16 protein-coding genes and 1 pseudogene are annotated in these 22,014 nt (G+C 49.0%); 14 read left to right on the plus strand and 3 right to left on the minus strand.

The annotated features are described in order from the left end of the window. Window positions 1–505: 505 nt before the first annotated feature. Complete coding sequence (locus J7E85_RS19865; protein WP_215160729.1) at window positions 506–2,551, minus strand: serine hydrolase domain-containing protein; 2,046 nt, start codon at window positions 2,549–2,551, stop codon at window positions 506–508. Between the two features lie 274 nt (window positions 2,552–2,825). On the opposite strand from J7E85_RS19865, the gene J7E85_RS19870 reads away from it, so the two are divergent. From J7E85_RS19870 to J7E85_RS19895, 6 genes are all read left to right on the plus strand, one after another. Continuing rightward, window positions 2,826–3,614, plus strand: coding sequence for an alpha/beta fold hydrolase (locus J7E85_RS19870; RefSeq protein WP_251035868.1), 789 nt, complete (start codon window positions 2,826–2,828; stop codon window positions 3,612–3,614). A gap of 110 nt (window positions 3,615–3,724) precedes the next feature. Beyond that, a complete protein-coding gene (locus tag J7E85_RS19875; protein ID WP_215160731.1) occupies window positions 3,725–4,549 on the plus strand; it encodes a MerR family transcriptional regulator in 825 nt (274 codons plus the stop codon). A 53-nt stretch (window positions 4,550–4,602) separates the two neighbouring features. Next, complete coding sequence (locus tag J7E85_RS19880; protein WP_215160733.1) at window positions 4,603–5,625, plus strand: serine hydrolase domain-containing protein; 1,023 nt, start codon at window positions 4,603–4,605, stop codon at window positions 5,623–5,625. A 276-nt stretch (window positions 5,626–5,901) separates the two neighbouring features. Beyond that, window positions 5,902–8,106 (plus strand): heavy metal translocating P-type ATPase, encoded by a 2,205-nt coding sequence (locus J7E85_RS19885; protein ID WP_215160734.1) that lies wholly within the window; start codon window positions 5,902–5,904, stop codon window positions 8,104–8,106. Between the two features lie 149 nt (window positions 8,107–8,255). Further along, window positions 8,256–9,281 (plus strand): glycoside hydrolase family protein, encoded by a 1,026-nt coding sequence (locus J7E85_RS19890; protein ID WP_251035869.1) that lies wholly within the window; start codon window positions 8,256–8,258, stop codon window positions 9,279–9,281. 197 nt (window positions 9,282–9,478) lie between these two features. Then, window positions 9,479–9,964: an SMI1/KNR4 family protein gene (locus tag J7E85_RS19895; protein ID WP_215160736.1), complete on the plus strand. Its 486-nt coding sequence runs from the start codon at window positions 9,479–9,481 to the stop codon at window positions 9,962–9,964. 190 nt (window positions 9,965–10,154) lie between these two features. Here J7E85_RS19895 and J7E85_RS19900 read toward each other — a convergent pair whose 3' ends face one another. Further along, complete coding sequence (locus tag J7E85_RS19900) at window positions 10,155–12,140, minus strand: beta-galactosidase trimerization domain-containing protein (protein ID WP_215160738.1); 1,986 nt, start codon at window positions 12,138–12,140, stop codon at window positions 10,155–10,157. Between the two features lie 134 nt (window positions 12,141–12,274). On the opposite strand from J7E85_RS19900, the gene J7E85_RS19905 reads away from it, so the two are divergent. Both J7E85_RS19905 and J7E85_RS19910 read left to right on the plus strand, forming a co-directional pair. Next, entirely contained in the window at window positions 12,275–13,195 is a 921-nt protein-coding gene (locus J7E85_RS19905) for an AraC family transcriptional regulator (RefSeq protein WP_215160740.1), read from the plus strand. Window positions 13,196–13,269: 74 nt separating this feature from the next. Then, window positions 13,270–13,420: pseudogene (locus J7E85_RS19910) on the plus strand (glycoside hydrolase family 88 protein); the annotation flags it as partial. A 120-nt stretch (window positions 13,421–13,540) separates the two neighbouring features. On the opposite strand, the gene J7E85_RS19915 reads toward J7E85_RS19910, so the two are convergent. After that, on the minus strand, window positions 13,541–14,773 hold the full coding sequence (locus J7E85_RS19915) for a cytochrome P450 (protein WP_215160742.1): 1,233 nt from the start codon (window positions 14,771–14,773) through the stop codon (window positions 13,541–13,543). A 200-nt stretch (window positions 14,774–14,973) separates the two neighbouring features. Between J7E85_RS19915 and J7E85_RS19920 the strand changes: the two genes are divergently transcribed. The 6 genes from J7E85_RS19920 (at window position 14,974) to J7E85_RS19945 (ending at window position 22,007) form a co-directional block, all read left to right on the plus strand. Continuing rightward, complete coding sequence (locus tag J7E85_RS19920; RefSeq protein ID WP_215160744.1) at window positions 14,974–15,483, plus strand: PadR family transcriptional regulator; 510 nt, start codon at window positions 14,974–14,976, stop codon at window positions 15,481–15,483. A gap of 179 nt (window positions 15,484–15,662) precedes the next feature. After that, on the plus strand, window positions 15,663–16,301 hold the full coding sequence (locus tag J7E85_RS19925) for a spore coat protein (protein ID WP_215160746.1): 639 nt from the start codon (window positions 15,663–15,665) through the stop codon (window positions 16,299–16,301). A 343-nt stretch (window positions 16,302–16,644) separates the two neighbouring features. After that, complete coding sequence (locus J7E85_RS19930; RefSeq protein ID WP_215160748.1) at window positions 16,645–18,144, plus strand: malate:quinone oxidoreductase; 1,500 nt, start codon at window positions 16,645–16,647, stop codon at window positions 18,142–18,144. 279 nt (window positions 18,145–18,423) lie between these two features. Next, entirely contained in the window at window positions 18,424–19,440 is a 1,017-nt protein-coding gene (locus J7E85_RS19935; protein WP_215160750.1) for a glycoside hydrolase family 130 protein, read from the plus strand. A 301-nt stretch (window positions 19,441–19,741) separates the two neighbouring features. Continuing rightward, the gene (locus tag J7E85_RS19940; RefSeq protein WP_215160752.1) at window positions 19,742–21,037 is read left to right on the plus strand and encodes an extracellular solute-binding protein; all 1,296 of its coding nucleotides are present in this window, start codon (window positions 19,742–19,744) and stop codon (window positions 21,035–21,037) included. Between the two features lie 97 nt (window positions 21,038–21,134). Next, window positions 21,135–22,007 carry a carbohydrate ABC transporter permease gene (locus J7E85_RS19945; protein WP_215161070.1) on the plus strand — a complete coding sequence of 291 codons (873 nt, stop codon included), beginning with the start codon at window positions 21,135–21,137 and terminating at the stop codon, window positions 22,005–22,007. Window positions 22,008–22,014 lie beyond the last annotated feature (7 nt).

The following is a 22,014-nucleotide window of genomic DNA, read 5'->3' on the forward strand; positions in this document are numbered from 1 at the left end:
TGAGGAACCGCACCTAAGTACGGAGCACTTTCTCTGCCTGGATCAGCCACAGCTACGGCAATATGTTCTTTAGATACGTCTAATCCAACATATTTTATGGTATCCTTCATAGTACAGACTCTCCTTTGCAATTTAGCTCTGATTTTGGTTTTGGTTTAGCTTCTACTACACCATTATCCCCAAAATTAACCTAAGATGTTGCAATACGGGGAGTCTGTCTCGTTCATAATAACTGTTGCCCCCGCATTTCTTGGAATGGTTCTGAGGAAGGACGAAATGTGGGGGCAAAGGCGTCTCAAGTAACTTCGTTACAAGCAGCAAGCAAGGGAGAAGCTTCGAAGCGAGGAGGGCATGTGTTTGTCGGTTCGGCCAATGGTCAATACAGAAGCCATAGCGGTGTGGGAATAACATCCTGAGAACCGCCATGGCTTTATTTGACACATTTTTGTTTATGAGAGCTGTACGTCAAGCAACTAAATCTACTTTGGGGACGGCCCCTTCTTCATTAAAAACCAAAAGCCTGTTGAATCAGTCTGGCATAAATGGCGGCAGCTTCCTTACGCAGAAGTTTATCGGACGGCCGGTAATCCACGGCCCCGTTTGCGTCTTTTGTCACCTCGGGTCCATGCATCCCGGTTCCGACCATGAACTGTACGGCTTCATCTGCCCAGGCAGCCGGTTTTGAGCTGAGTTTAGCCGGAACCGCCTTGGCGCCAAGCGTGTTGTGTGCCACACGCCATATTATAGCAGCAGCCTCTTGGCGCGTGATTGGCTGATCGGGTTCAAAGTTCTGGGTCGGCGTGCCGGTGACGCCCCCCATGTCCGCGACATTCTGCACATAACCAGCGAGTGGGTGCCCTTGCATATCCTTAAATGAATTCGTGCCTTCGCTAGGCTTCATCCCGGCCAGTCGGCTGATCGCACTGACAAACTCTGCCCGCGTGATCGGTTCATTCGGTCGGAAGCTGGATTGCTCATTCTCGTCAAAAGCCTTGAGGGACTGAACAAAGTAGATATCCTTGGCATAAGGACTCCCTTCCGGGACGTCGTTGTAAGCAGCAGGCTCCTCGAGCTTCTCGGACATGCTGTCTATCGCCGTGTAATACATATACGCCACATTGCCGTTATCATCTTCCTTGAAGGCGGCCGGCGTACCGTTCTCATCCACGAATCGCAGCGGACCCACCGGCGTGAGTTTATGTTCGCCCAATGCATCCAAGACCAATAACTCACCTTGGCCAGCCTTCACCTGTGTGGCGATAATCGGTGTTCTTAAGCTCCTGAATATGCCCTCGAATTTCTTGAGCTGCTCCTGATTGAGCAGGAAGTCATTCTCCTGAACCTGTTTCTTCGGATAAAAATGATCCATGAATGCGGTGAAAAATTCGGCTCGGATCGATGTGCTCGCGTCACTGTTAACAACAATCATGGCTCCGACATTCTGGTCGGGAAGGAGCCAAAGCCAGGAATGATAGCCATCCAAATCGCCACCTTTGCCAATCAGGGTTTGGCCGTTGTGGCTGCTGTGCATAAACGACTCGAAACCGTATGACATCAACGGAAGGCCGGCTGCATCATAATGCGTCTGATGCATCAAGCGCATCGTTTCTTCCTTCAGGATGCGGGAAGATCCAAACTGGCCTTTGTTTAGGTGGGCGGTAATGAAATTGGCCATATCGGTACCACTGGCAAACATGCCGCCTTCCGGCGCGATAGTAGGTATGTTCGGATATGGCTTATACGGATGACGTTCGGCATTGTAGCCTGTGGCAAGGTTCGCGATGATTTCATCATCCATCCGAAATGCAGCGAGTTCCATTTTTAGCGGGGTGAAAATATGCTTTTTTACATAATTCTCAAACGGTTCCCCTGATACCCGCTCGACAATGTAGCCCTGCATGGAGGAGGCCAGATTATCATACCGGTAAACCTCCCCGGGCGTGCGAACCACAGCTGGCGCATTGAACCGGATAAAGTCGGCGAGCGGAACCTCGCCCTTCTGAACGATATGCGGCGGAACCGAGGAGCTGTCCGTATAGTCAAAGCCTGTCGTATGGGTCAATAAATGCTCAACGGTGACGGGCGTCCCGGTGTTGTTGGTGATTTTAACATCTGGCATATAATCGGTTATGTCTTGCTTCAGGTCGATTTTTCCCTCCTCTACCAGTTGCATGATCGCCGTCGCGGTTATCGATTTGGATATCGAGGCCATGCGGAACAAGGTTCGATCAGGATCAATCTTTTTCTTGGATTCAAGGTCGGCATAGCCGTAGCCCGTATTCAGCAGCACCTTGTCGTCTTTTACAATCACAACAAGCGCACCAGCCAGCATGTCCGAAACATGAGGCTTGGCAAAATAGGCATCGGTGAACGCCTTGACTTCTTTGGAGCTCAGTATCGGTGTCCCCGCATGCTGTGTTGCGATTGTACCTGAGGCGGGTTTTGCCGTATCGGCAAAGATATCGGCAGGGAAAGCCAGCAGGCTAGCGGACAGCACGGAGGCTGCCAGTACACGAATGGTTCTAGATTTGCTTTGTTTATTTGGCTTCATGGGTTCCTCTCCTTGTCAATCATATTACATTTCCACTTAATGGTAGTCGATGGAGGTAGAAGGAAGAACGGTCCGCAGAATGAGTTTCAGCTGGCTCTTTGGAAGGAGCCGGGCCTCGACTTTGGTCTAGGGAGATTGAATATCTGAGAAGAAATCACATTGTTTTATACTTTTGACTAAAATAAAGTATAATTATTGTAGTTATAGCAGACATAAATCTATCATTATATATACTTCTTAGTTCATAATGGTATAAACATATATGTGACAGGGGATGAGGAGACTGAATCTATACATCAAGGAGAGCGGAAACAAGCAAGCAGCAAGGATGATCGTATTTTTACATGGCGGTGGTGTGAGCGGCTGGATGTGGAACAAGCAGCTTACCTATTTTGAAGACAGCTTCTGCCTGATTCCTGACTTGCCCGGACATGGGCGCAGCCCCGGCAAACCGCCTTTTTCCATAAGCCGCACCGCGGAGCAGCTTAACGAGCTGATTTCAACTAAAGCTGACGGACGAGAGATTGTTGTTTTTGGCTTTTCACTAGGGGCGCAAATTCTCGTGGAGATGATATGTCAACGACCCCACCTTATTGATTATGCCATTGTAAACAGCGCATTGCTGAGGCCGATGCCGGCAGCGCTTAAGCTGATTGAACCTTCTGTTCGATTAAGCTTCCCGCTAACAAGATACAGATGGTTTTCCAGATGGCAGGCAAGCGCGCTGTACGTGAATGAGGTTGATTTTGAACAGTATTACACGGAAACTCTACGTATGAAGCGGGAGCTATTGGTTTCGGTGCTGAAGGAGAATATGTCCTATTCAATCTCTCCAAGGATTCAAGAATCAACAACGAAGCTATTGGTGACGGTTGGGGAGAAGGAGAGAGGCAGTGTTAAGAAATCGGCTGAGGATCTCGTGCAGCTGAGCGAAAGCTCTGACGGGATCATCTTTCCCGGTGTTGGGCACGGCATACCGCTTGCCGATCCGGCGCTGTTTAATCGGGTAGTGGAACATTGGCTTAACACCGGTACAATTCCGGAAGGTACTTCTCATTTATAGTGGGACTGGCAGGCCCAACCCCTCCTCATAATTTGCTGTAGACTTTGCCCTTAGGGCAAGGTGTATATTGATCTTGAACCAAGATCCGAAACCAGAAAAGAGGTGCACCTTTGCTGTCGATCGGAGAATTCTCCAAAATATGCGAAGTATCTACAAAGACGCTTCGATATTACGATGAAATCGGGTTAATTCATCCGGATCAGATCAATCCGGAAAACGGTTATCGCTATTATTCCATCAGTCAATTAAAGACAATGCTCTATATCAACCGTTTGAAGTCCTATCATTTTTCGCTTGAAGAAATCAAAGAGATTCTGGAAGGTGAAGCGGATCAATCCGAAGAGAAGCTTCGCCTCGCCCTTCATCGCAAACGTCGGGAAATTCATGAGAAGTTAAACGCATATGAATATACCCTAAAGCAAATGAACCAGGATATCTTGAATTTGGAGCAGGGTATACACCTGATGTCATACCTGGATGATATTGAAGTACAGCTTGTTGAAACGGGGTCTATGAATATCCTTTACATGCGTCAGATGATGAGCAGTGATGACTATGCTTTAGGATACGGCAGGTATTACAGCAGGTTATATGAAAAGATTGCTAGGGAGAAACTCACCTTGGTTGGAACGCCCATGACGATATATCACAGCCCGGAATTTAATCCTGCAGGCAATGACACAGAGTTTGCCCTCCCGATCAAGGAGGCTGTAAAGGGAACGAGAGATTTGTGCGGGGGCCTTTGTGCGAGGTCTGTTTTAAAGGGGGCTTATTCTAATTTGACATCGGTATATGCCAAGCTAAGGGAATGGGTAGAGAATGAAGGATATGCATTGACTCAATCTCCCTATGAAGTCTATGTAACCGACCCATACCAGGCCTTGACTGCCGAGGAACTGGTTACCGAGGTGTATTTTCCCGTGGCGAAGAAATAAGAGATGTACATTTACCATATGGCTTAAATAATGAATTTTGCGAGGTATTTATAATGAAAAGAAACTACTGGCCAACAACAGCATGGCATACCTTAGCCCCGGCGACCTTGGGAATGAACGCTGACAAGCTATCTGGGCTGGATTCATTGATCAAAACCGAATATCCCGAAATGAATGGTATTGTCATGGTTAGAAATGGAGCTATCGTGTATGAAAAATATAATCATGGATATGGTCCGGAGGATAGGCACCACGTTGCATCGGTTACGAAAAGTATCATTTCCGCACTTATAGGCATTGCTATAGATGCAGGTTATATTCAACATGTAGATCAGAAGGTGCTGGATTTTTTTCCTGAATATGAACAAGAGACTGCCCATCGACCAAAACAAGAAATTACGATACGCCATCTTCTCACGATGACCGCTCCTTATCCATTTGAGGACTGGCACGAACCCTTGGACAAACTGTGCATGCAATCAGATTGGGTACATTATACGCTGGATATGCTGGGCATCGGTGGAAGCCTGGGAGCATTTAAGTATTCTACTGCAGGGGTGCATCTCCTTTCAGCGATCATAACTCGGAGCACGGGAACAAGCGCCCGCGCGTTTGCTAACGAACACTTGTTTAAACCAATCGGCATGAACGAAATTCCGGATTATGACATGAGCTCATTCGGATTTGATGATTTATTCGGAAAAGACGTCAGGGGATGGGTCAAAGACCCGGCCGGTAACTCTACTGGAGGGTGGGGGCTTACGTTAAGTCCTCGAGATATGGCTCGTTTTGGCTTTCTTTATCTGAACCGCGGCACATGGGAAAATCAACCGATTATATCGGGGGCATGGATTGACCAATCAACGGCAATGAATTCTAACCATTATGGATATCTGTGGTGGCTGCGGGACGAGGATGGGGTATCTGCATTCTCGGCAGTAGGCGATGGCGGCAATATCATTTGCTGCATTCCCCAAAAAGAGTTGGTTGTCGCCATTGCATCGGCATTTACCGTCAATCCTCGGGATCGATGGACACTAATTAAAGAACACATCATCCCGGCGATCATCGACTAAATATGAAGGGGCTGTCCTAAAAGATCTTAGATCTTGCGGAAGGCCCCTTCTTGCTGTTAGAAGATGCTCCATGTACGAATCGTTCCTCCCATCGCTGTCGCTTGTCCGGAATCGATTCGTCCTCTCCGCTTCGGGGCTTTTATGGTTACTGCACATTTCTTTCAGGCAAAAACCGCAATAGATGGCTCTTCTTAACCATTCTGATGTTACGTATATTTTCATACAATGTATGGACAAGCGAAAGCAGAAATAAGCAGAGAGTGGGGAGGAACCGTTGTGAAGCTGCATCAAATCCATGTGACGGGCATGACTTGCACAGCTTGTGCAGCCCGGATCGAAAAAGTTCTTCGGAAAGTGGAAGGCGTTCAATCTGCCCGTGTCAGCCTCGCCTTATCTCAGGCCACGATTCATTATGAACCGACGCAGATTGGATTAGACATGATCATGGGGAAAATCGAAAAGCTTGGCTATAGAGCGACCGACAAGCTGTCGCATCCGCAGGCAGGAATCGAGGCGGAGACGGGGGCTTATCGCATTCGGTTCATCATCGCCGCTTGTTTATCGGTCCCACTCCTGTGGGCGATGATGGCGCATGTTGCCGATTTGCCTGCACAATGGATGCCGAATTTGCTGATGGAGCCTGTATTTCAATGGGTGCTCGCTACGTTGCTTCAGTTTGGCGTCGGATATCCTTTCTATTACGGAGCTTACCAGGCTATGATCCATCGTACGGCAAACATGGATACCCTTGTTGCGTTAAGCACCTCGGTAGCTTATTTCTACAGCCACTATGTCATGTTTGAATCTAGGCACAGCCTAACGCATCCAACGCTTTATTTTGATACGATTGCCATGGTGATGACAGCGGTATTGCTGGGCAAGTGGCTTGAGACCATGGCCAAGGGCAGAGCATTGAAACAACTTAGTGCCTTATATGAGCTTCAGGTTAAACGGGTTCGAGCCGTCCGCAGTCATGGGGAAGAATGGATTTCTGCGGATCAAGTGCAGATTGGGGACCGGATCCGAGTGAACCATGGAGAATGGATCTCCATTGACGGCTTTGTTCAGTCGGGATCGGCGGATGCCGATGAATCTATGCTGACAGGTGAAAGCACAGCGGTGGCTAAGGGCACGAGGGATCGGGTTTACGCCGGAACGCGTTGTCTGGTCGGACATTTGGACGTCGTGGTTGATAAGAATCATGGCGAAACCCGTCTATCTCAAATGATTGGGCTTATCGAGTCCGCACAACAGGGGAAACCGGCCATTCAGCTAGCCGTTGACCGTATAGCGGCGATTTTTGTTCCCATGATGATTGGTTGTGCTGCACTTACTTATGCGGGATGGCTCTGGTTTTCCCAAGCTCCCGATGCATCCGAAACGGCGATGCGCCACGCGCTGTCTGTTTTACTGATCGCCTGTCCCTGTGCGCTTGGTTTGGCTACGCCTGTATCCATCCTGATCGCAACCGGATCGTCCGCCCAAAGAGGCGTTCTATTCAAAGACGGCCGGTCTCTAGAGGGTTTGCGTAGAACCGATGTTGTATTGTTGGATAAGACAGGCACGTTGACGGAAGGAAGACCTCAGCTCACAGCGATTCACACTGCGAACGGCAGCAACGCTGCCTACGCGCTATCCATGTCGGCAGCGCTGGCTTCCCGGTCCGCTCACCCGTTAGCACAAGCCATCGTTCGAGCCGCCCAAGACAAACATTCCCCACTCTTGGAAGCACAAAAATTCCAAGAGCGGGTTGGGAAAGGGATGGAAGGCTATGTCAAAGGAGAGCACGTATGCGTGGGAAATCGGAAATGGCTGCTGGAGCAGGGCATACAGCTGGAAATCCAACCAGATCAACCTGGCTATACAAGGCTTTATGTCGCCGTGAACGGGAAGTGCATCGGATCGCTTGTATTGATTGACAAGCTTAGAAAAGATGCCCGGAAGATTGTTCAGGAGTTAAAGCGCAGAGCTGATGTGTGGATGGTAACCGGTGATGAGGAACAGGCCGCCGTGGTGGTGGCGGCCGCGGCAGGGATCGAGCAGATGCGTGCGGGCATGCTTCCTGAAGACAAGCTGGCGTTCATTCGCGAGCTTCAACATCAAGGCCGATCCGTTGCCATGATTGGCGATGGCATAAACGATGCAGCTGCGCTTGCTGTAGCAGATGTCGGCATGGCGATGGGCGGGGGAGCGGATGCGGCTAAACAGGCTGGCGACATCGTGCTGATCGGAAACAAACTCTTCAATATTATTGATGCTTATACATGGAGCCGCCAAACGATGCGGAATGTTCATCAGAATTTGCTATTTGCTCTGCTGTATAACGCCATTACCGTGCCATTGGCTGCATGTGGTTATTTGGACCCGCGCATCGCTTGCATCGGCATGGCGGCAAGCTCCGTGCTTGTTGTTGCGAATGCGCTTAGATTGCAGCTAAAAGTGCAGAGATTAGATAAGAACCGCATAACCGTGAATGGTTGAATGAATAAGCCGTAACGCTATAGTCACGATCATGGCGAAACCTTATGATTCTCACGGCCTTCCCGTTCTGCTAGAATATCTCATGTAAGGGAAATGAGGGCGGTTGCGAGAAAGGATAGCCAAACCATGCTCACGGGAGGTCATTATTATTGAATAATCCGATTAATGCGAGATTACAGCCTGCGCCAGTGAACGGCGGATATTGTGAAGAAGATTATTTTATCTGGTGCGGGTCATGTGTTAAGGGGGAGGACGGTCGTTATCATCTGTTCGCCTCTCGGTGGAGGAAGGAGCTTGGATTCGGGGTCCATTGGCTATTCAATTGTGAGATCGTAAGGGCAGCCAGCCCGGTGCCGGAAGGTCCTTACCGATTTGAGGAAGTTGTGCTCGGTCGTCGAGAGCGCGGCTATTTTGATGGGATGAACCAGCACAATCCTCATATTCAATACTGGAACGGTACGTATTACCTCTATTATATGGGAACAACGTACGGGGGGCCGATACCTGGGCCAGGAGACGTCGTTTCCTCTGAGCGAGGCACGGAAGTCTGGAATAATAAAAGAATTGGTCTCGCGACATCCCGATCGGTATTCGGACCTTGGGAAAGGTCGGACGAACCTCTTCTGCTTCCCCGCCTGGGACAGTGGGACGGCACCGTCACAACCAACCCAGCCGTTGCAATTCTGGCAGATGGCCATACCTATATGATCTATAAATCGCGGGAGTATAGCGGATCCACACTTCAGTTGGGCGTAGCGGTAGCGGAATGCCCATCCGGTCCTTTCGAGCGGTTATCCGATCACCCGATATTGAATTTCGCCGATCCGGATAAACATGTGGAGGACCCGTTTCTCTGGCATGACGGCGAACGATTCCACCTCCTGATCAAGGATGATTCCAAGAACGGGTCTGAGGGCTTGACGGGAGAATGGGGAGCTGGCGTATATGCCACGAGTACGGATTGCCTAGACTGGAAGATTCATCCCGAGCCCAAGGCGTATTCCCGGACAGTTGCATGGGATGACGGCACGGTTAAAGAAATGTGCAACCTCGAGCGCCCCTACCTATTATTTGAAGACGGAGTCCCAACCCATTTGTTTGCAGCAACCGGTACGGGTACACGTGCCTGGGATTTCACGCACACCTGGAATATGGTCATTCCGCTGGCTAGATAAATCGTGAGAGGGTTTTGATTCATTGGCAGGGAGGGAATGATCCTATGAATGAAGCATTAATGGAAAGATTACAGAAATTCCTGTTAAGGCAGGATCGGGCCTCACTCGTAGGAAGTCCGGCAACCCAATTAGGAAATCGCGCATGCAGAGCAGCAACTGAATGTAACGTTTCATGAGGGAAGAAGCGAGTTCTCGTTATGTATGAACGACTGGCACAGAAACTGGAAAGCACGACTGCCTTGAAATGGTATCCCGGACGCGGCGTGAAAGAGGAATGGATCGTTGAGGCCGAAGCGGAGCTGGGATTCAGCCTGCCACCCTCCTATCGCTGGTGGCTCAAGAACTACGGCAGTGCCACGCTGAGCGGTACGGGGATTCTCATGCTTGCTCCTCCGGACGTGAGGGAGTATGCCGATACGGATATTCTATACAAACATCGATTGAATCAGGCTGATGAGAAGTGGCGGGAGCAGTATCCGAACAGGCTGGATCTGTTCGTCCCTGACGAGGATGAGCTGTATTATTTCGATACTTCCACCAAGGACGAGCAGGGGGAGTTCGCTGTCATACGCTATGATCTTATGAACGGTCTGATCGAGGAGTACGCTCCGACATTCGCTGATTTTCTAGAGCAATTGATCGACAGCCGCAGTGCTGCAGTATTTCGCTTGCGCGAAGTCTAACATCTCTTGCTGACGACTTCGATGTACATTGCTGAATAACCTCTATATCCGTTGTAGACCATCCTTTCCAGCAATGTAAATGCGAACCAAGATCTAAATGATAAAAAGTGAAAATGCCGCAGTCCCTGGACTGCGGCATTTTCTATAGGCAGAGTTGTTTGCCATCACACTTATGTGGCTAGCAGGATAACTACGCCAACTCCAGCACAACCATTTGGTGATTATCCAAATAAGGAACCGTGTAGATGATTTCGCCTTGATTCCCGACGGAATAAGGAAGCTCTTCCATCGAGGGGGCCAAATAGACCCGCCAGATTGAAGGCGTTGAAGGGAGTCGCAAGCTGACGGAAACGTCCCGCAGAGGTACGATATCCTCGATGACTTCCACGCGGCCCTTAAGTACGGGGGAAGCATACAGGAGGTGATGAACATAGCGATTGTCCACAGCCTGATACTGCAGCGTCGCGATGCCTCGTGCAGGCAAATCGCAGCGCAGGGAAGGCTGTGGCAGGAGCCGGGCGAGCGCGTGCAACACCATCTCTTTCAGAATGAGGTGGCCGTTATCTGCATAGTCGCCGAACACATTCCAAGCGATGTAAATTCCGCCTGTGCTTTCAATCATACCCGGGCCGACGTCTTCTCCGGCGCTTGGCGTGTGCTGATGCGAGCAGAACGTGAACACGTCCCGGTTAAAGTATGGATTCTCCCGGCTGCCAAGAGCACGGCCGCCGTTCAATTCAACTTGCTGTCCCTCGCCGTACATGACAAACGCAGCGGGTAGAAGGGAACCTGGAGTAAAGTCCGGACGGAAATACGACGGACGGTAAGGGCTGGCGCCTCTCCAGTTCAGTCCAAGATCAAGCGCAAACGCGCTGCCGGCTGGATCCAAACCCGAGCGACCCGTGGCCAGAACCTTGCCGCCGCTTGCGGTAAATGTGCGGATGGCTTCTCCCAATGCCGGCCATACCGGCACATCGTCCGGCAATATCAGCACCTTGTAACGACCGAAATCCGCATCGGCATCCACGATGTCGTATAAGTAATGTCCTTCGGTCAGGATGCGTACCGCTCCGGCATCCGCCAGATTGTTCCGGTCATCCGATTTCCGTACTTCCAAACATGCCTCCCAAGCAGCCTCCAGCGACAAGACGGCGATGTCCGCCACGGACGTCGTTTCACCGCACCATGGCTCCTTTGCTTCTACCTCCGCGTAGGCGGTTCCGATCAAGGCGTAGGTCGCTTCATCCATCAGACCTGACGGGTGAAGCTGGTCGCCGATCGAGCACTTGGCGCCGTGCGCGAGGCTGAGCGCCGTTTCGAATCGCAGCGCGTTCGGATGTTTGTACCCGCCGAATTCGCCCCAAGAGGTGTGGAATTTGCCCGTCATGCCGAGAAAATCCATACCCAGCGTCTGCGCGTAGCGCGCCGAGAGCGGAAAGTGATCGTAACCCCAGCCCCCGGTTGGCAGGGACTCCAGTTCCAAATGGCTGTTGACATGGGCGAGGTCGCGGCGGCCGCGACGTTGATGCCCGCTGTTATGAAAGACCGGCAGACCGGGCTTGATCTCGTCCACCGTTTCCCGTACGCGGCGGGCATAGTTCAGGTAGGTCGCCTCGCCCAAGGCGGCAATGGCCGCTGCATCCCGAGGATCTTGGCCGGCTGATCGCAGCGCTGCCACGCAATGCTGGCAATGACATTTTCGGATTCCGACGATATCAAGGAATATGCCGTCCGCATCATAGCGGGAAACCACCTCGCGGATTTGCGCCAGCAAGAGGTCCAGGTAAGGCGTGTTGAAGCAAAACTCATGGTACCCGGGCGTCATGAAATCTTTGGCCCATCGCGTACGATCTTCCGCATCTCGGATCAGCCATTCGGGATGGCGACGCGCCAGCTTTTCGTCAAGGCCGGCGGACAAGTACACAGGCGTTTTGACGCCGATTTCGTGGGCGGCTGCAATCATTTCGCCTAGCAGATCAAACGAAAGATGCGGGTGCGTTTCATTGGCTTCGCTCGGGTGATAAGCCCAGCCGTGATGACATTTAGAGAAAACGGTAATGGAATCGACATGCCCGGCACGCAGCATGTTCTGAAACTGGATTTTTGAAAACTGGCTTCCGATGCCCGGGATGGCCTCGGACGTATGAAAGTCGAGATGAACCTGACGAAATCGCATGTGTGAACAGCCTCCTTTGCCGCCTGATGAGAACGGTTTCTTTTGTTCAATGTACCTCTTTTGTACATGAGTAACCAGTGATAATATAGACTTTAATTAGCACAAAATGGACTTGCGAAAAGGAGAGAGATGCCATGCTGTGCTTTGAATTCGCCATTCCGCCGTTGCCGCAATTCGTAACGGCCGGACATGCCGTCTGGAAGCCGGGAGACCAGCATTTCGCCCGCACCTTCGGTGTCTATGACCTGCTGCTGGTAACGAGGGGAACGCTCTATATGACGGAGGAACAGACCGAATATGAGGTCTGTGCCGGAAAGCTGCTCGTGCTGGAAGCGGGCCTGCGGCATTTCGGGCATCAGGCCTGCTTGGAGGATACGGAGATTTATTGGGTGTATTTCATCAATGGACATCCGACTGCGTACATCTCGCAGGAGGATATTCCCTGGTCCGCCCTGCTGTCCAAAGGAACGGTCGAGGATGTCGAGCCGCCCACGCAGCAGCGCATGTACCTGCCGAAGTTCGCCTCCGTCGATGTACAGACCGTAGAACCGATGCTGCGCGAGTTGAATGATATCCACAACCGGCTGAACGGAGAGAATGCGCTCAAGCTCCATGTATTGCAAGCCGAGCTGTTCGCCGCGCTGCAGGCTGACTGCGCACGAATGACCGAACCCGAGCCTTCCAGCCGACTGGCACAAGCCGCCGCTGCTTATTTGAACGAACACTGGAGGGAGCCGTTTGAACGGGTGGCATTGGAGGAGAAGCTGCATTTCCAGGCAAGTTATATCGCCAGATGCATGAAAAAGCATATCGGCAAAACGCCGCTGCAGTACGTACTTCATCTTCGCTTGGAGGAAGCCAAAAAACTCCTCGGCGGCACGGTGCTTGGCATTTCCGAGATCGCGGAAAGGGTGGGAATCCGCGATTCGAATTACATGACGCGCTTGTTTACCGCCAAGCTTGGCATGACGCCCGGCGCGTATCGGCAGATGTTGCGGCAGAAGAAGGAAGAAGAGGGGGAAGGGACGGCTTTATTATCGCAAAATGCCGATTGACATCGAAAAACAGGCAGGATTATAGTAAAGCCACCCAACGATGCAGGGAGAGTGGGCCCATGAATGTGCTACCGGATGAAGAAGGTTTTCTGCGGTATGGTTCGTATGTTGTCAGGGGAGGGATCGCTCCGGACGATATTGTTATGGGGGGATTATTTCTTTCTAGAAGCGCTCAAGCGTTTAAACAACGGGCGGCCCGGTTATTGGTATGAACGAGAAAGATAGCTGGACTTAAAAAATGAGAACCCCTGTGCTTTTAGGTAAAGCACAGGGGTTCTCGATACGGCTTGGGCCCTTGCGTGTGAAGGGCTTTTTTGCTTGTAGAATATGAACTTTAATAGGCTATTATGATCGATGAACGCGGATTGGAAGCTGCGTCAGCATTTGTCCTGCTGCAGACGGACTCAGGTTATCCTCCAGTTTAAAATCGGCCATCGGCTCAATTCGCGGGAAGTAATCCATAAATCTGCTGATCGCAATATTTGCTTCAAGTCGTGCCAGCGGAGCTCCCAGGCAGAAGTGTGCGCCGTTACCAAAAGTTAAATGCTTTTTGTTATTGGCTCGGTGGATGTTCAAAGTGAAGGGGTCCTCGAATACCTCCTCATCCATATTGGCGGCGCTCATCCATGCGACGACGACGTCGCCCTGCTTCAAATCCACGCCGAGTATATTGTTATCTTGTTTTACGGTCCGGTCCATTTTGGCAATGTTAAACCGATAGCGGAGCATTTCCTCTACGGCATTAGGAAGAAGCTCGCGGTTGGCCCGAATTTCGCCATAAATTTGGTTGTTATCATATAAGAAGGAATAGAACGTATTGGCTAACATATGCGTCGTCGTTTCAATACCCGCACCGAGGATGAACATCGTCGTTCTGACGATCTCGTCATCCGATAATCGATCTCCATCCACCTCGGCTTGAATGAGGTCGGAGATGATATCGTCAGATAGATTTGCTCTTTTTTGCACGATATGAGGGTAGAGATAATTGTAATATTCCTTGGCTGCATGACGCTTCAGTTCCTGTACATCTTCCGAATGGTCTTTGGGCAAGGGGAGGAATAAATGGTTGACCCATTCCTTAAACAACAGGCGGTCTTCCGAAGGGACGCCGAGCAGATCGGCTATGACGATGGTCGGCAGCGCACTCGCGTAATTTTGAACGATATCAATGACATCGGCGTCTCCCAATTCGTTCAGAAGCTGGTCCGCAATCTCTTGAATGCGCGGCTCCCAGAGCTTTAAACTGCGAGGGGTAAAAGCGGCTGAAATCAATGCTCGACTTTTTTGGTGCTCCGGCGGATCGGATTGAAGGTTGATTTTACTCATCTTCTGGCCTTCAGCATTGTCAGCGCCAACGCTAATCGTTGTTCGGGTTCTTGCACTAGAGAAATATTCATGATCCTTGAGAACCCTCTTGACGTCATTGTAGCGGAAGACGTTCCATGTATGGGTTGCCTGGTTATAAACGATGGGCTCATGCTGCAATTTGTGCTTGTACCAATCATAAGGATTGAATTCTTCGGTCGGTGAATGGAATTGCGTGATTTCCTCTAAAGAGATGATATCATGATTCATTACATTCCCTCCAATACTAGTGTAATATACCATATGTTAATTTAACATAATGCCACAGCTGGTCATAGTTTCCAATGACCCATGTCCAAAGTTCCGTTTATATTCGTCCTTGTCGGATTTTAGTAGAACATATACTCTAGAGGTGTGCTGCTTCGATGCAGCGATTTTGCCAAATCCGTTGACGAAAGGCCTGAACCATCATGTATCTTGAACTTCTCATTCTGATCCAAATCGAAAAATCCCCGAAACACGGTTATGAAATAAAAAAAGAAATACAAAAGGATCTCGGTTATTTGATGGACGTCAATCACAATATGTTATACCCGACATTGCGAAAATTTACAGATGAGGGATTTGTACACAAACATAGAAATGAGCAGGAAGGCAGACCGAATCAGTATATATATGAAATTACAGAAGCAGGCAGGGGAAAAATCGCAAACCTCATTAATGAATTCACCGAAAAAGATGCAAAACATCAAATTGAATTCATGGTAAGAGTGTCCCTGTTCGAGCGTATTTCACAGGAGGACCGAATTCGAATATTACATAGGAGAAAGAAGGACTTGGAAGCGCTGCTGTCTGATATCGAGAGAAGACTGAATGAAGGTGGGGAGGCGTTATTTCGGGACGAAGTTCTGCAGTATTCGATCTCCCAGGTTAAAGGAGAATTGACGTGGATTGAGAAACTGATCCATAGCGTAACCTGATGGTGAATACAGCATCCACCAGTTCTCTAATGAACTTGGAATAAAGCATGATGATTGCTATAGCGCAAGTAAAGAAGCCGTGATCTTGCGGTTTCATAAAAATCGCCAAATCGTCCGTATATTCTGGACAAAAGAACCCACAATATGAAGGGCGTATAATAACTTTAGGAGGTACGAGAATGCAATTCGAACAATCACAAAATCATCAAAACATGGAAACAGGTATGATTCCACCGCAAATGAACCATGGCGGTCATGAAATGTTTGATGTCCACGAAGTATTGGCAGGGGCAATCAACACCTTGAACACGTATACCATACTGAGCGGGCATGTACAGGATCCGGAGCTTCGAGATATCCTGCAGCGCCAGAAGCAATTTATGACAGATGAGTACAACATCACCTTAGAGTGCTTTAAATCAGGACAAGATCCATCAAAGCCAACGCAAAGCTATAAAATGAAGCAGGACAATGACTTTATTTACGGCATGAAGCCAGGTCAACCGAAAAAACCGATGCAGTCCACAGCCGAGATCAACGATGAAACCATTGCACTCAGCATGTTAAACGCAGTGAAATCGGGTGCTACGATGAAAACCAATGCTGCCATGGAATCTACAAATCCGGTAGTACGCCGCGTGCTTGCCGATTCCCTTCCCAACTGCATTGAAATGGCTTATGAGATTTCGCTTTATCAAAATAAGCATGGTTACTACCAAGTACCACAGCTGCCTCAGCAAGATATGCAGTACATGCAAAATAGTTACGGCACTGCCCCGATGCAGTCGCAAATGCCTGGCAAAATGGCCCCTCACTAATAACCAAAGCGCTTTGTCCGTATGGGCATGGCGCTTTTTTAAATTCTTCTTTAAGGGAAGAGTAATACATAAACCTCTACACATTGGATATCAATGCATAAGAAGTCGCGATTCTTGCGGCTTTTTTTGTGGAGGATCTTCTCACTTTGTTAACAACTTTAAATAGTTTATAATGATTAGATAATAGTAGATATTTTAATCTATCAATATTTATAATAGACTATAATATGGTGATAATTGACACAGAAAAGGTGTGTTTTCAGGGGACGCCTTGCTTTTTAATGACATTATTAGCAGGGATGTCTACTCTTTTTTCAAATATATGGGATAAGGAAGGTTTATAATGAGCAACATGGAGAAGAAAACAGACGTAATCTTAATTGGTGCCGGCGTCATGAGCGCGACATTGGGAGCCTTACTGAAAGAGTTAGTACCTGAATGGGAGATCAAAGTGTTTGAGAAGCTCGCAAGCGCGGGGGAAGAAAGCTCCAATGAATGGAATAACGCGGGGACCGGCCACTCCGCACTGTGCGAGCTTAACTATACATCCGAAAAACCTGACGGATCTATCGACATCAGCAAAGCGATCAATATTAACGAACAGTTTCAGGTTTCAAGACAGTTCTGGTCTTATCTGGTAAGCAGCAATCTGATTCGCAATCCGCAGGACTTTATCATGCCTATTCCTCATATGAGTTTAGTGCAAGGCGAAAAAGACGTGGCTTTTTTGAAAAAACGTTTTGAAGCGCTGTCAAACAACCCGCTCTTTCAAGGGATGGAATATTCCGACGATCCGGATCAGCTGAAGGAATGGATTCCGCTTATTATGGAAGGGCGTACAGCGAATGAGCCGTTTGCGGCAACCAAAATCGACTCCGGGACGGACATTAACTTTGGCGCTTTAACGCGCATGCTGTTTGACCACTTGAAGAGCAAATGTACCGAGATCAGCTACAATCATAGCGTCAAGGATATTAAACGTACACAAGATGGTTCGTGGAAAGTGAAAGTGCATGATATCGAGAACGGTAAAACCGAATATCATACGGCCAAGTTCGTCTTTATCGGCGGCGGCGGCGGAAGTCTGCATTTATTGCAAAAAACCGGTATTCCCGAGTCAAAACATATCGGAGGATTCCCAGTAAGCGGACTATTCATGGTATGTAAGAATCCGGAAGTGGTAGCGCAGCATCATGCCAAAGTATACGGAAAAGCCAAGGTTGGCGCCCCTCCGATGTCGGTTCCCCACTTGGACACAAGATATATTGACAATCAAAAAGCATTGCTCTTTGGTCCGTTTGCCGGCTTCTCGCCTAAGTTCTTAAAAACGGGTTCGAATTTTGATTTGATAAGCTCTGTCAAACCGAATAATCTTTTTACCATGCTTGCCGCCGGAGTAAAAGAGATGGCATTGACCAAATACTTGATCCAGCAAGTGATGCTTTCGAATGAAAAACGCATGGAAGAATTACGCGAGTTTATTCCTAACGCCAAAAGCGAGGATTGGGAAATCGTCGTGGCGGGCCAACGCGTACAAGTCATTAAGGATACTCCTAAGGGGAAAGGAACGCTTCAATTTGGGACGGAAGTGGTTAGTGCCGCGGATGGCTCGGTCGCTGCCTTGCTCGGTGCTTCCCCTGGCGCTTCGACGGCCGTTCACGTTATGCTTGAAGTATTAGAGAAATGCTTCCCGCAACAGATGAAAGAGTGGGAGCCGAAAATAAAAGAAATGATTCCTTCTTACGGCATGTCTCTTGCGAACAACCCAGCCCTATTCGAGGAAATTCAAGAATCAACTGCCCAAGCGCTAGGTTTAAGCTTAAAAGAACTCGTGTATAGCTAATACTAGACAGTAAAAGGCGGCAATTAAAAGACGCATCCCGCTGTTACTGGATAATGCACTAATAAGGATAATTCCATATACGTATCGGCCAAATGGCCAAAGATCCGAGCGGTTCATTCATTGAACCGCTTTTTTGTGTTATATAACTGCCAGGACATCACAGATAACAATATTTCGGATAATATTGAAAGTTTGCAGGATATTATGAATTGGCTAAGCCTCTTATAATAAAGTAAAGAAATTGATAACACTTACATAACGATCATAGGAGGCTTATTCATGAAAATTACCCGGCATCCGGAAAATCCGATCGTAGTGCCTGGACTCTACGATTGGAGAAAAGTGACGGTATTCAATCCGGCCGTCATTATCGATAACGGAAAATTTTATATGATTGAACGGACGGCGGGATCCCTGACTCCCTGCAAAAACTACTTGGGTCTCCTGGAGAGCACGGACGGCGTGCATTTTACCCATGTGCTGGACGAGCCTGTCGTAACGCCGGATCAGCTGGGATTTCCTTACGGCAGCATCCAGGACCCGCGGATCGTCAAAATCGACGATACCTTTTATTTGAACTATGCATTGCGTCCGTGCGCCATGAACTATTACCCGACGGGAGCCGGCATCCCTGAACGTTCGATTCCCGAATATCCGGACGGCTGGGGCGAAGAGGAAGGCCATTGGCTGACGCGCTCCGGGATATTGACCTCCAAGGATCTCATTCACTGGGAATACCTATGCGATACGACGCCGCTTGATATTAATGATCGCGACAACATTCTGTTCCCGGAGAAAATCAACGGCAAGTATGTGCTGCTTCGCAGACCGGAAGAATATGTAGGGGAGGAGTACGGCACCGAAAAAGCAGCGATGTGGATCAGCTACTCCGATGATTTGGTGCATTGGGACGAGCCCAAGCTGCTGGCAAAAGCCGAAAACAACGACTGGGAGTACAAAAAAATCGGCGGCTCGACGCCTCCGGTACGAACGGACAAGGGTTGGCTGGTGCTTTATCACGGCGTAGACCAAGATACGGTGTATCGCGTAGGGGCCTTGCTGCTGGATCTGGAAAATCCGGAAAAAATCATCGCCAGAACCCGCCGGTTCATTATGGAGCCGGAGACGTATTATGAGAAGTTCGGCTATCAGATTCCGAACGTCGTTTTCCCGACAGGCAATGTAGTCAAGGACGGGCTTCTCTATATCTATTATGGTGTGACGGATACGGCGATCGCGCTCGCAACGGTTCCTCTGGATCAGTTGGTAGATTATATTTTGAACGAACCGCAATAACGCAGGGTTAAGGCGTGGCAGAGTTAAAATTGGTTTCTCTGCCACGCTTTCTATAGAACCCAATATGTAAGCGATACCATTAATTTGGAAATTCGTGAAGTTAATGTCAACAAAATTAACGCCTGTCAACAGAATTGTGCATTATATAAATTCCACCTATTCAAAATGACTTAAAAAAATTAGATGAAATCGTTTTTTTAATGGATATTGGGATCTGCAGCCCGATTGTATAATCATTATATCTTATATTGTCAAATATAAGAACATTATATGTAACATATATAGAGAGGGGTATACGAATATGAAAACGTCTAAGAAGCTTAGAACGATGCTGCTCACTGGAACAGCCGCACTGCTGCTCATGTCAACGGTGGCCTGCGGCTCCGGAGAGAAAGATGCTGCAGAACCGGAAAAGGTTACCTTGAACATCATGCATCCATGGACCTCGCCGAACGTGGATAACGAGGTGTACAAAGAGCGGATCGCCGAGTTCGAAAAACAGCATCCCGACATCATCATCAAACAGGACGGGGTAGCGGCAACCGAGTATAAAACGAAGCTGCGCACGCTGGCTGCTGCCAACAACCTGTCGGATATCAATGTAGTATGGCCCGGTGCCGATCTGGCGCCTCTGGTAGCCGGAGATCTGCTGATGCCGCTGGATGGCCTGATGGACAACTGGAAGGATATTTTGCCGGAGGACGCTTTGGCCGGGTTTAACCAGAACAACAGTCAATTTGCCGTGCCAACCAAACAAACCTTCGTGGATATTATTTATTACAACAAAGAGATGTTCGCAGAGGTCGGTTACGACCAATTTCCGGCTACTTACGAAGAGTTCATCGATGCGGTGAAAAAGCTGAAGGAAGCCGGCATTACGCCGATCTCCTTGGGCAATAAAGAGAAATGGCCGCTGCAATCGTCCTTCTTATCGATTATCGGGGACCGTTACGTAGGCAGTGATTTCTTGCAGAAAATCCTGAACAAGGAAGCCAAATTTACCGATCCCGAATATGTGAAAGCGATTGCCGTCATTGACGAACTGGCCAAGCTGGAGGCATTCAATACCGATGCGAACAACATGGATTCCGTACAGGGTCAGGATTACTTCATTCAAGGCAAAGCAGCGATGCATATCTCTTCTTCTACCGTTGACGGGAGAATCCGCATCAACAACGAGGAAGGGGACAAATTCGGTATTGCGCTCTTCCCAAGCGTTCCGGGCGGTTCCGGTGATCCGGTGAAAAGCGCGGGCGTCGTTCAGTACGGCATAGCCATTAAAAAAGGGTTGAGCGATGAAAAGAAAGCGGCTGCCGAGGAATTCATCAAGTTTTTTGTCAATGAGGACTTATACAAAGATCTGATCAGTAAAGGCGTTGTCGTACCGGCCAACGTGGAAATTCCTGAAGATGCGAGCCCGTATCTCAAGGAAATGATGGAGCTGACCAACAAGGGAACGGCGCCGGTGTTCGACAGTGTCATTCCCACGCAAGTTACCGACGTCATGCAGAACGGATTGCAGGCTCTGACGATTGGCAGAGGTACGCCGGAGGAGCTCGCCCAAGAAGTGCAGGAAGCTTTCGACAGCATGAAGTAAGCGCGACGGATTTCCCTAAGTCAAGATCATGATGGCACAAAGAAAAACCCGGCAGCGGGTTTTTCTTATTAAAGGCAGAAAGAAAGGAGTTACGCCAATGCATACGCTTAAGCATACGAAATGGGCTATTTTCTTCGGCTTGGCGCCAGCACTCATTATATATATATGTATTGCCATATTTCCCATCGGCTTATCGGTTTATTATTCTTTGATGAACTGGGATGGGATCACGCCCATGCGTTTTGTCGGGCTGGAGAATTTCGTTGATATTTTCAAGGACGACATTTTTTGGCTGTCGGTTAAAAACAACATCATTATCATGTTTACCGGGATAGCGGGACAAATTCCGCTTGGCCTGCTGCTTGCCCTGCTTCTGAATCGAGGGCTCAAGGGCTCCAGTTTCTTCCGGACCATCGGATTCCTGCCCGTGGTCATTTCATCGGTCATGGTATCCCTGATCTGGGGCATGGTGTACAACACAGAATACGGAATGCTAAATAACCTGCTCGGCGTTTTGGGACTTGAGAGCTGGCAGCAGAATTGGCTGGGCGATCCGTTTTGGTCCATGATTTCTATCAGCATCGCTTATATATGGCAAAACTGCGGATTGTATATGATTATTCTTTTGGCAGCTTTGCAGAACATCCCCGACGAAGTCAATGAGGCTGCTGCCCTGGATGGGGCAACCGGACTAAGCCGGATCATGCGGATTACCATTCCGATGATCCGAGGAACATTGCTCGTCTCCGTTGTCTACAGCATCAGCAATTCGTTCCGCGTATTCGATCTGATTCAGATCATGACCGGCGGAGGACCGGCACATGCGACGGAGGTTATGACCGTCTATATGTATAACAACTCGTTTATGAATATGAGATTCGGCTACGGCAGCGCGGTATCCGTATTGATTTTGCTGTTTAGTCTCATCGTCATCACGATCGTGAATCGAATCGCTAGAGAAAAAGAATAGAAGGGAG

Source organism: Paenibacillus sp. ISL-20, from assembly GCF_018613005.1.
In the GTDB taxonomy this organism is placed as follows: domain Bacteria; phylum Bacillota; class Bacilli; order Paenibacillales; family Paenibacillaceae; genus Paenibacillus_AQ.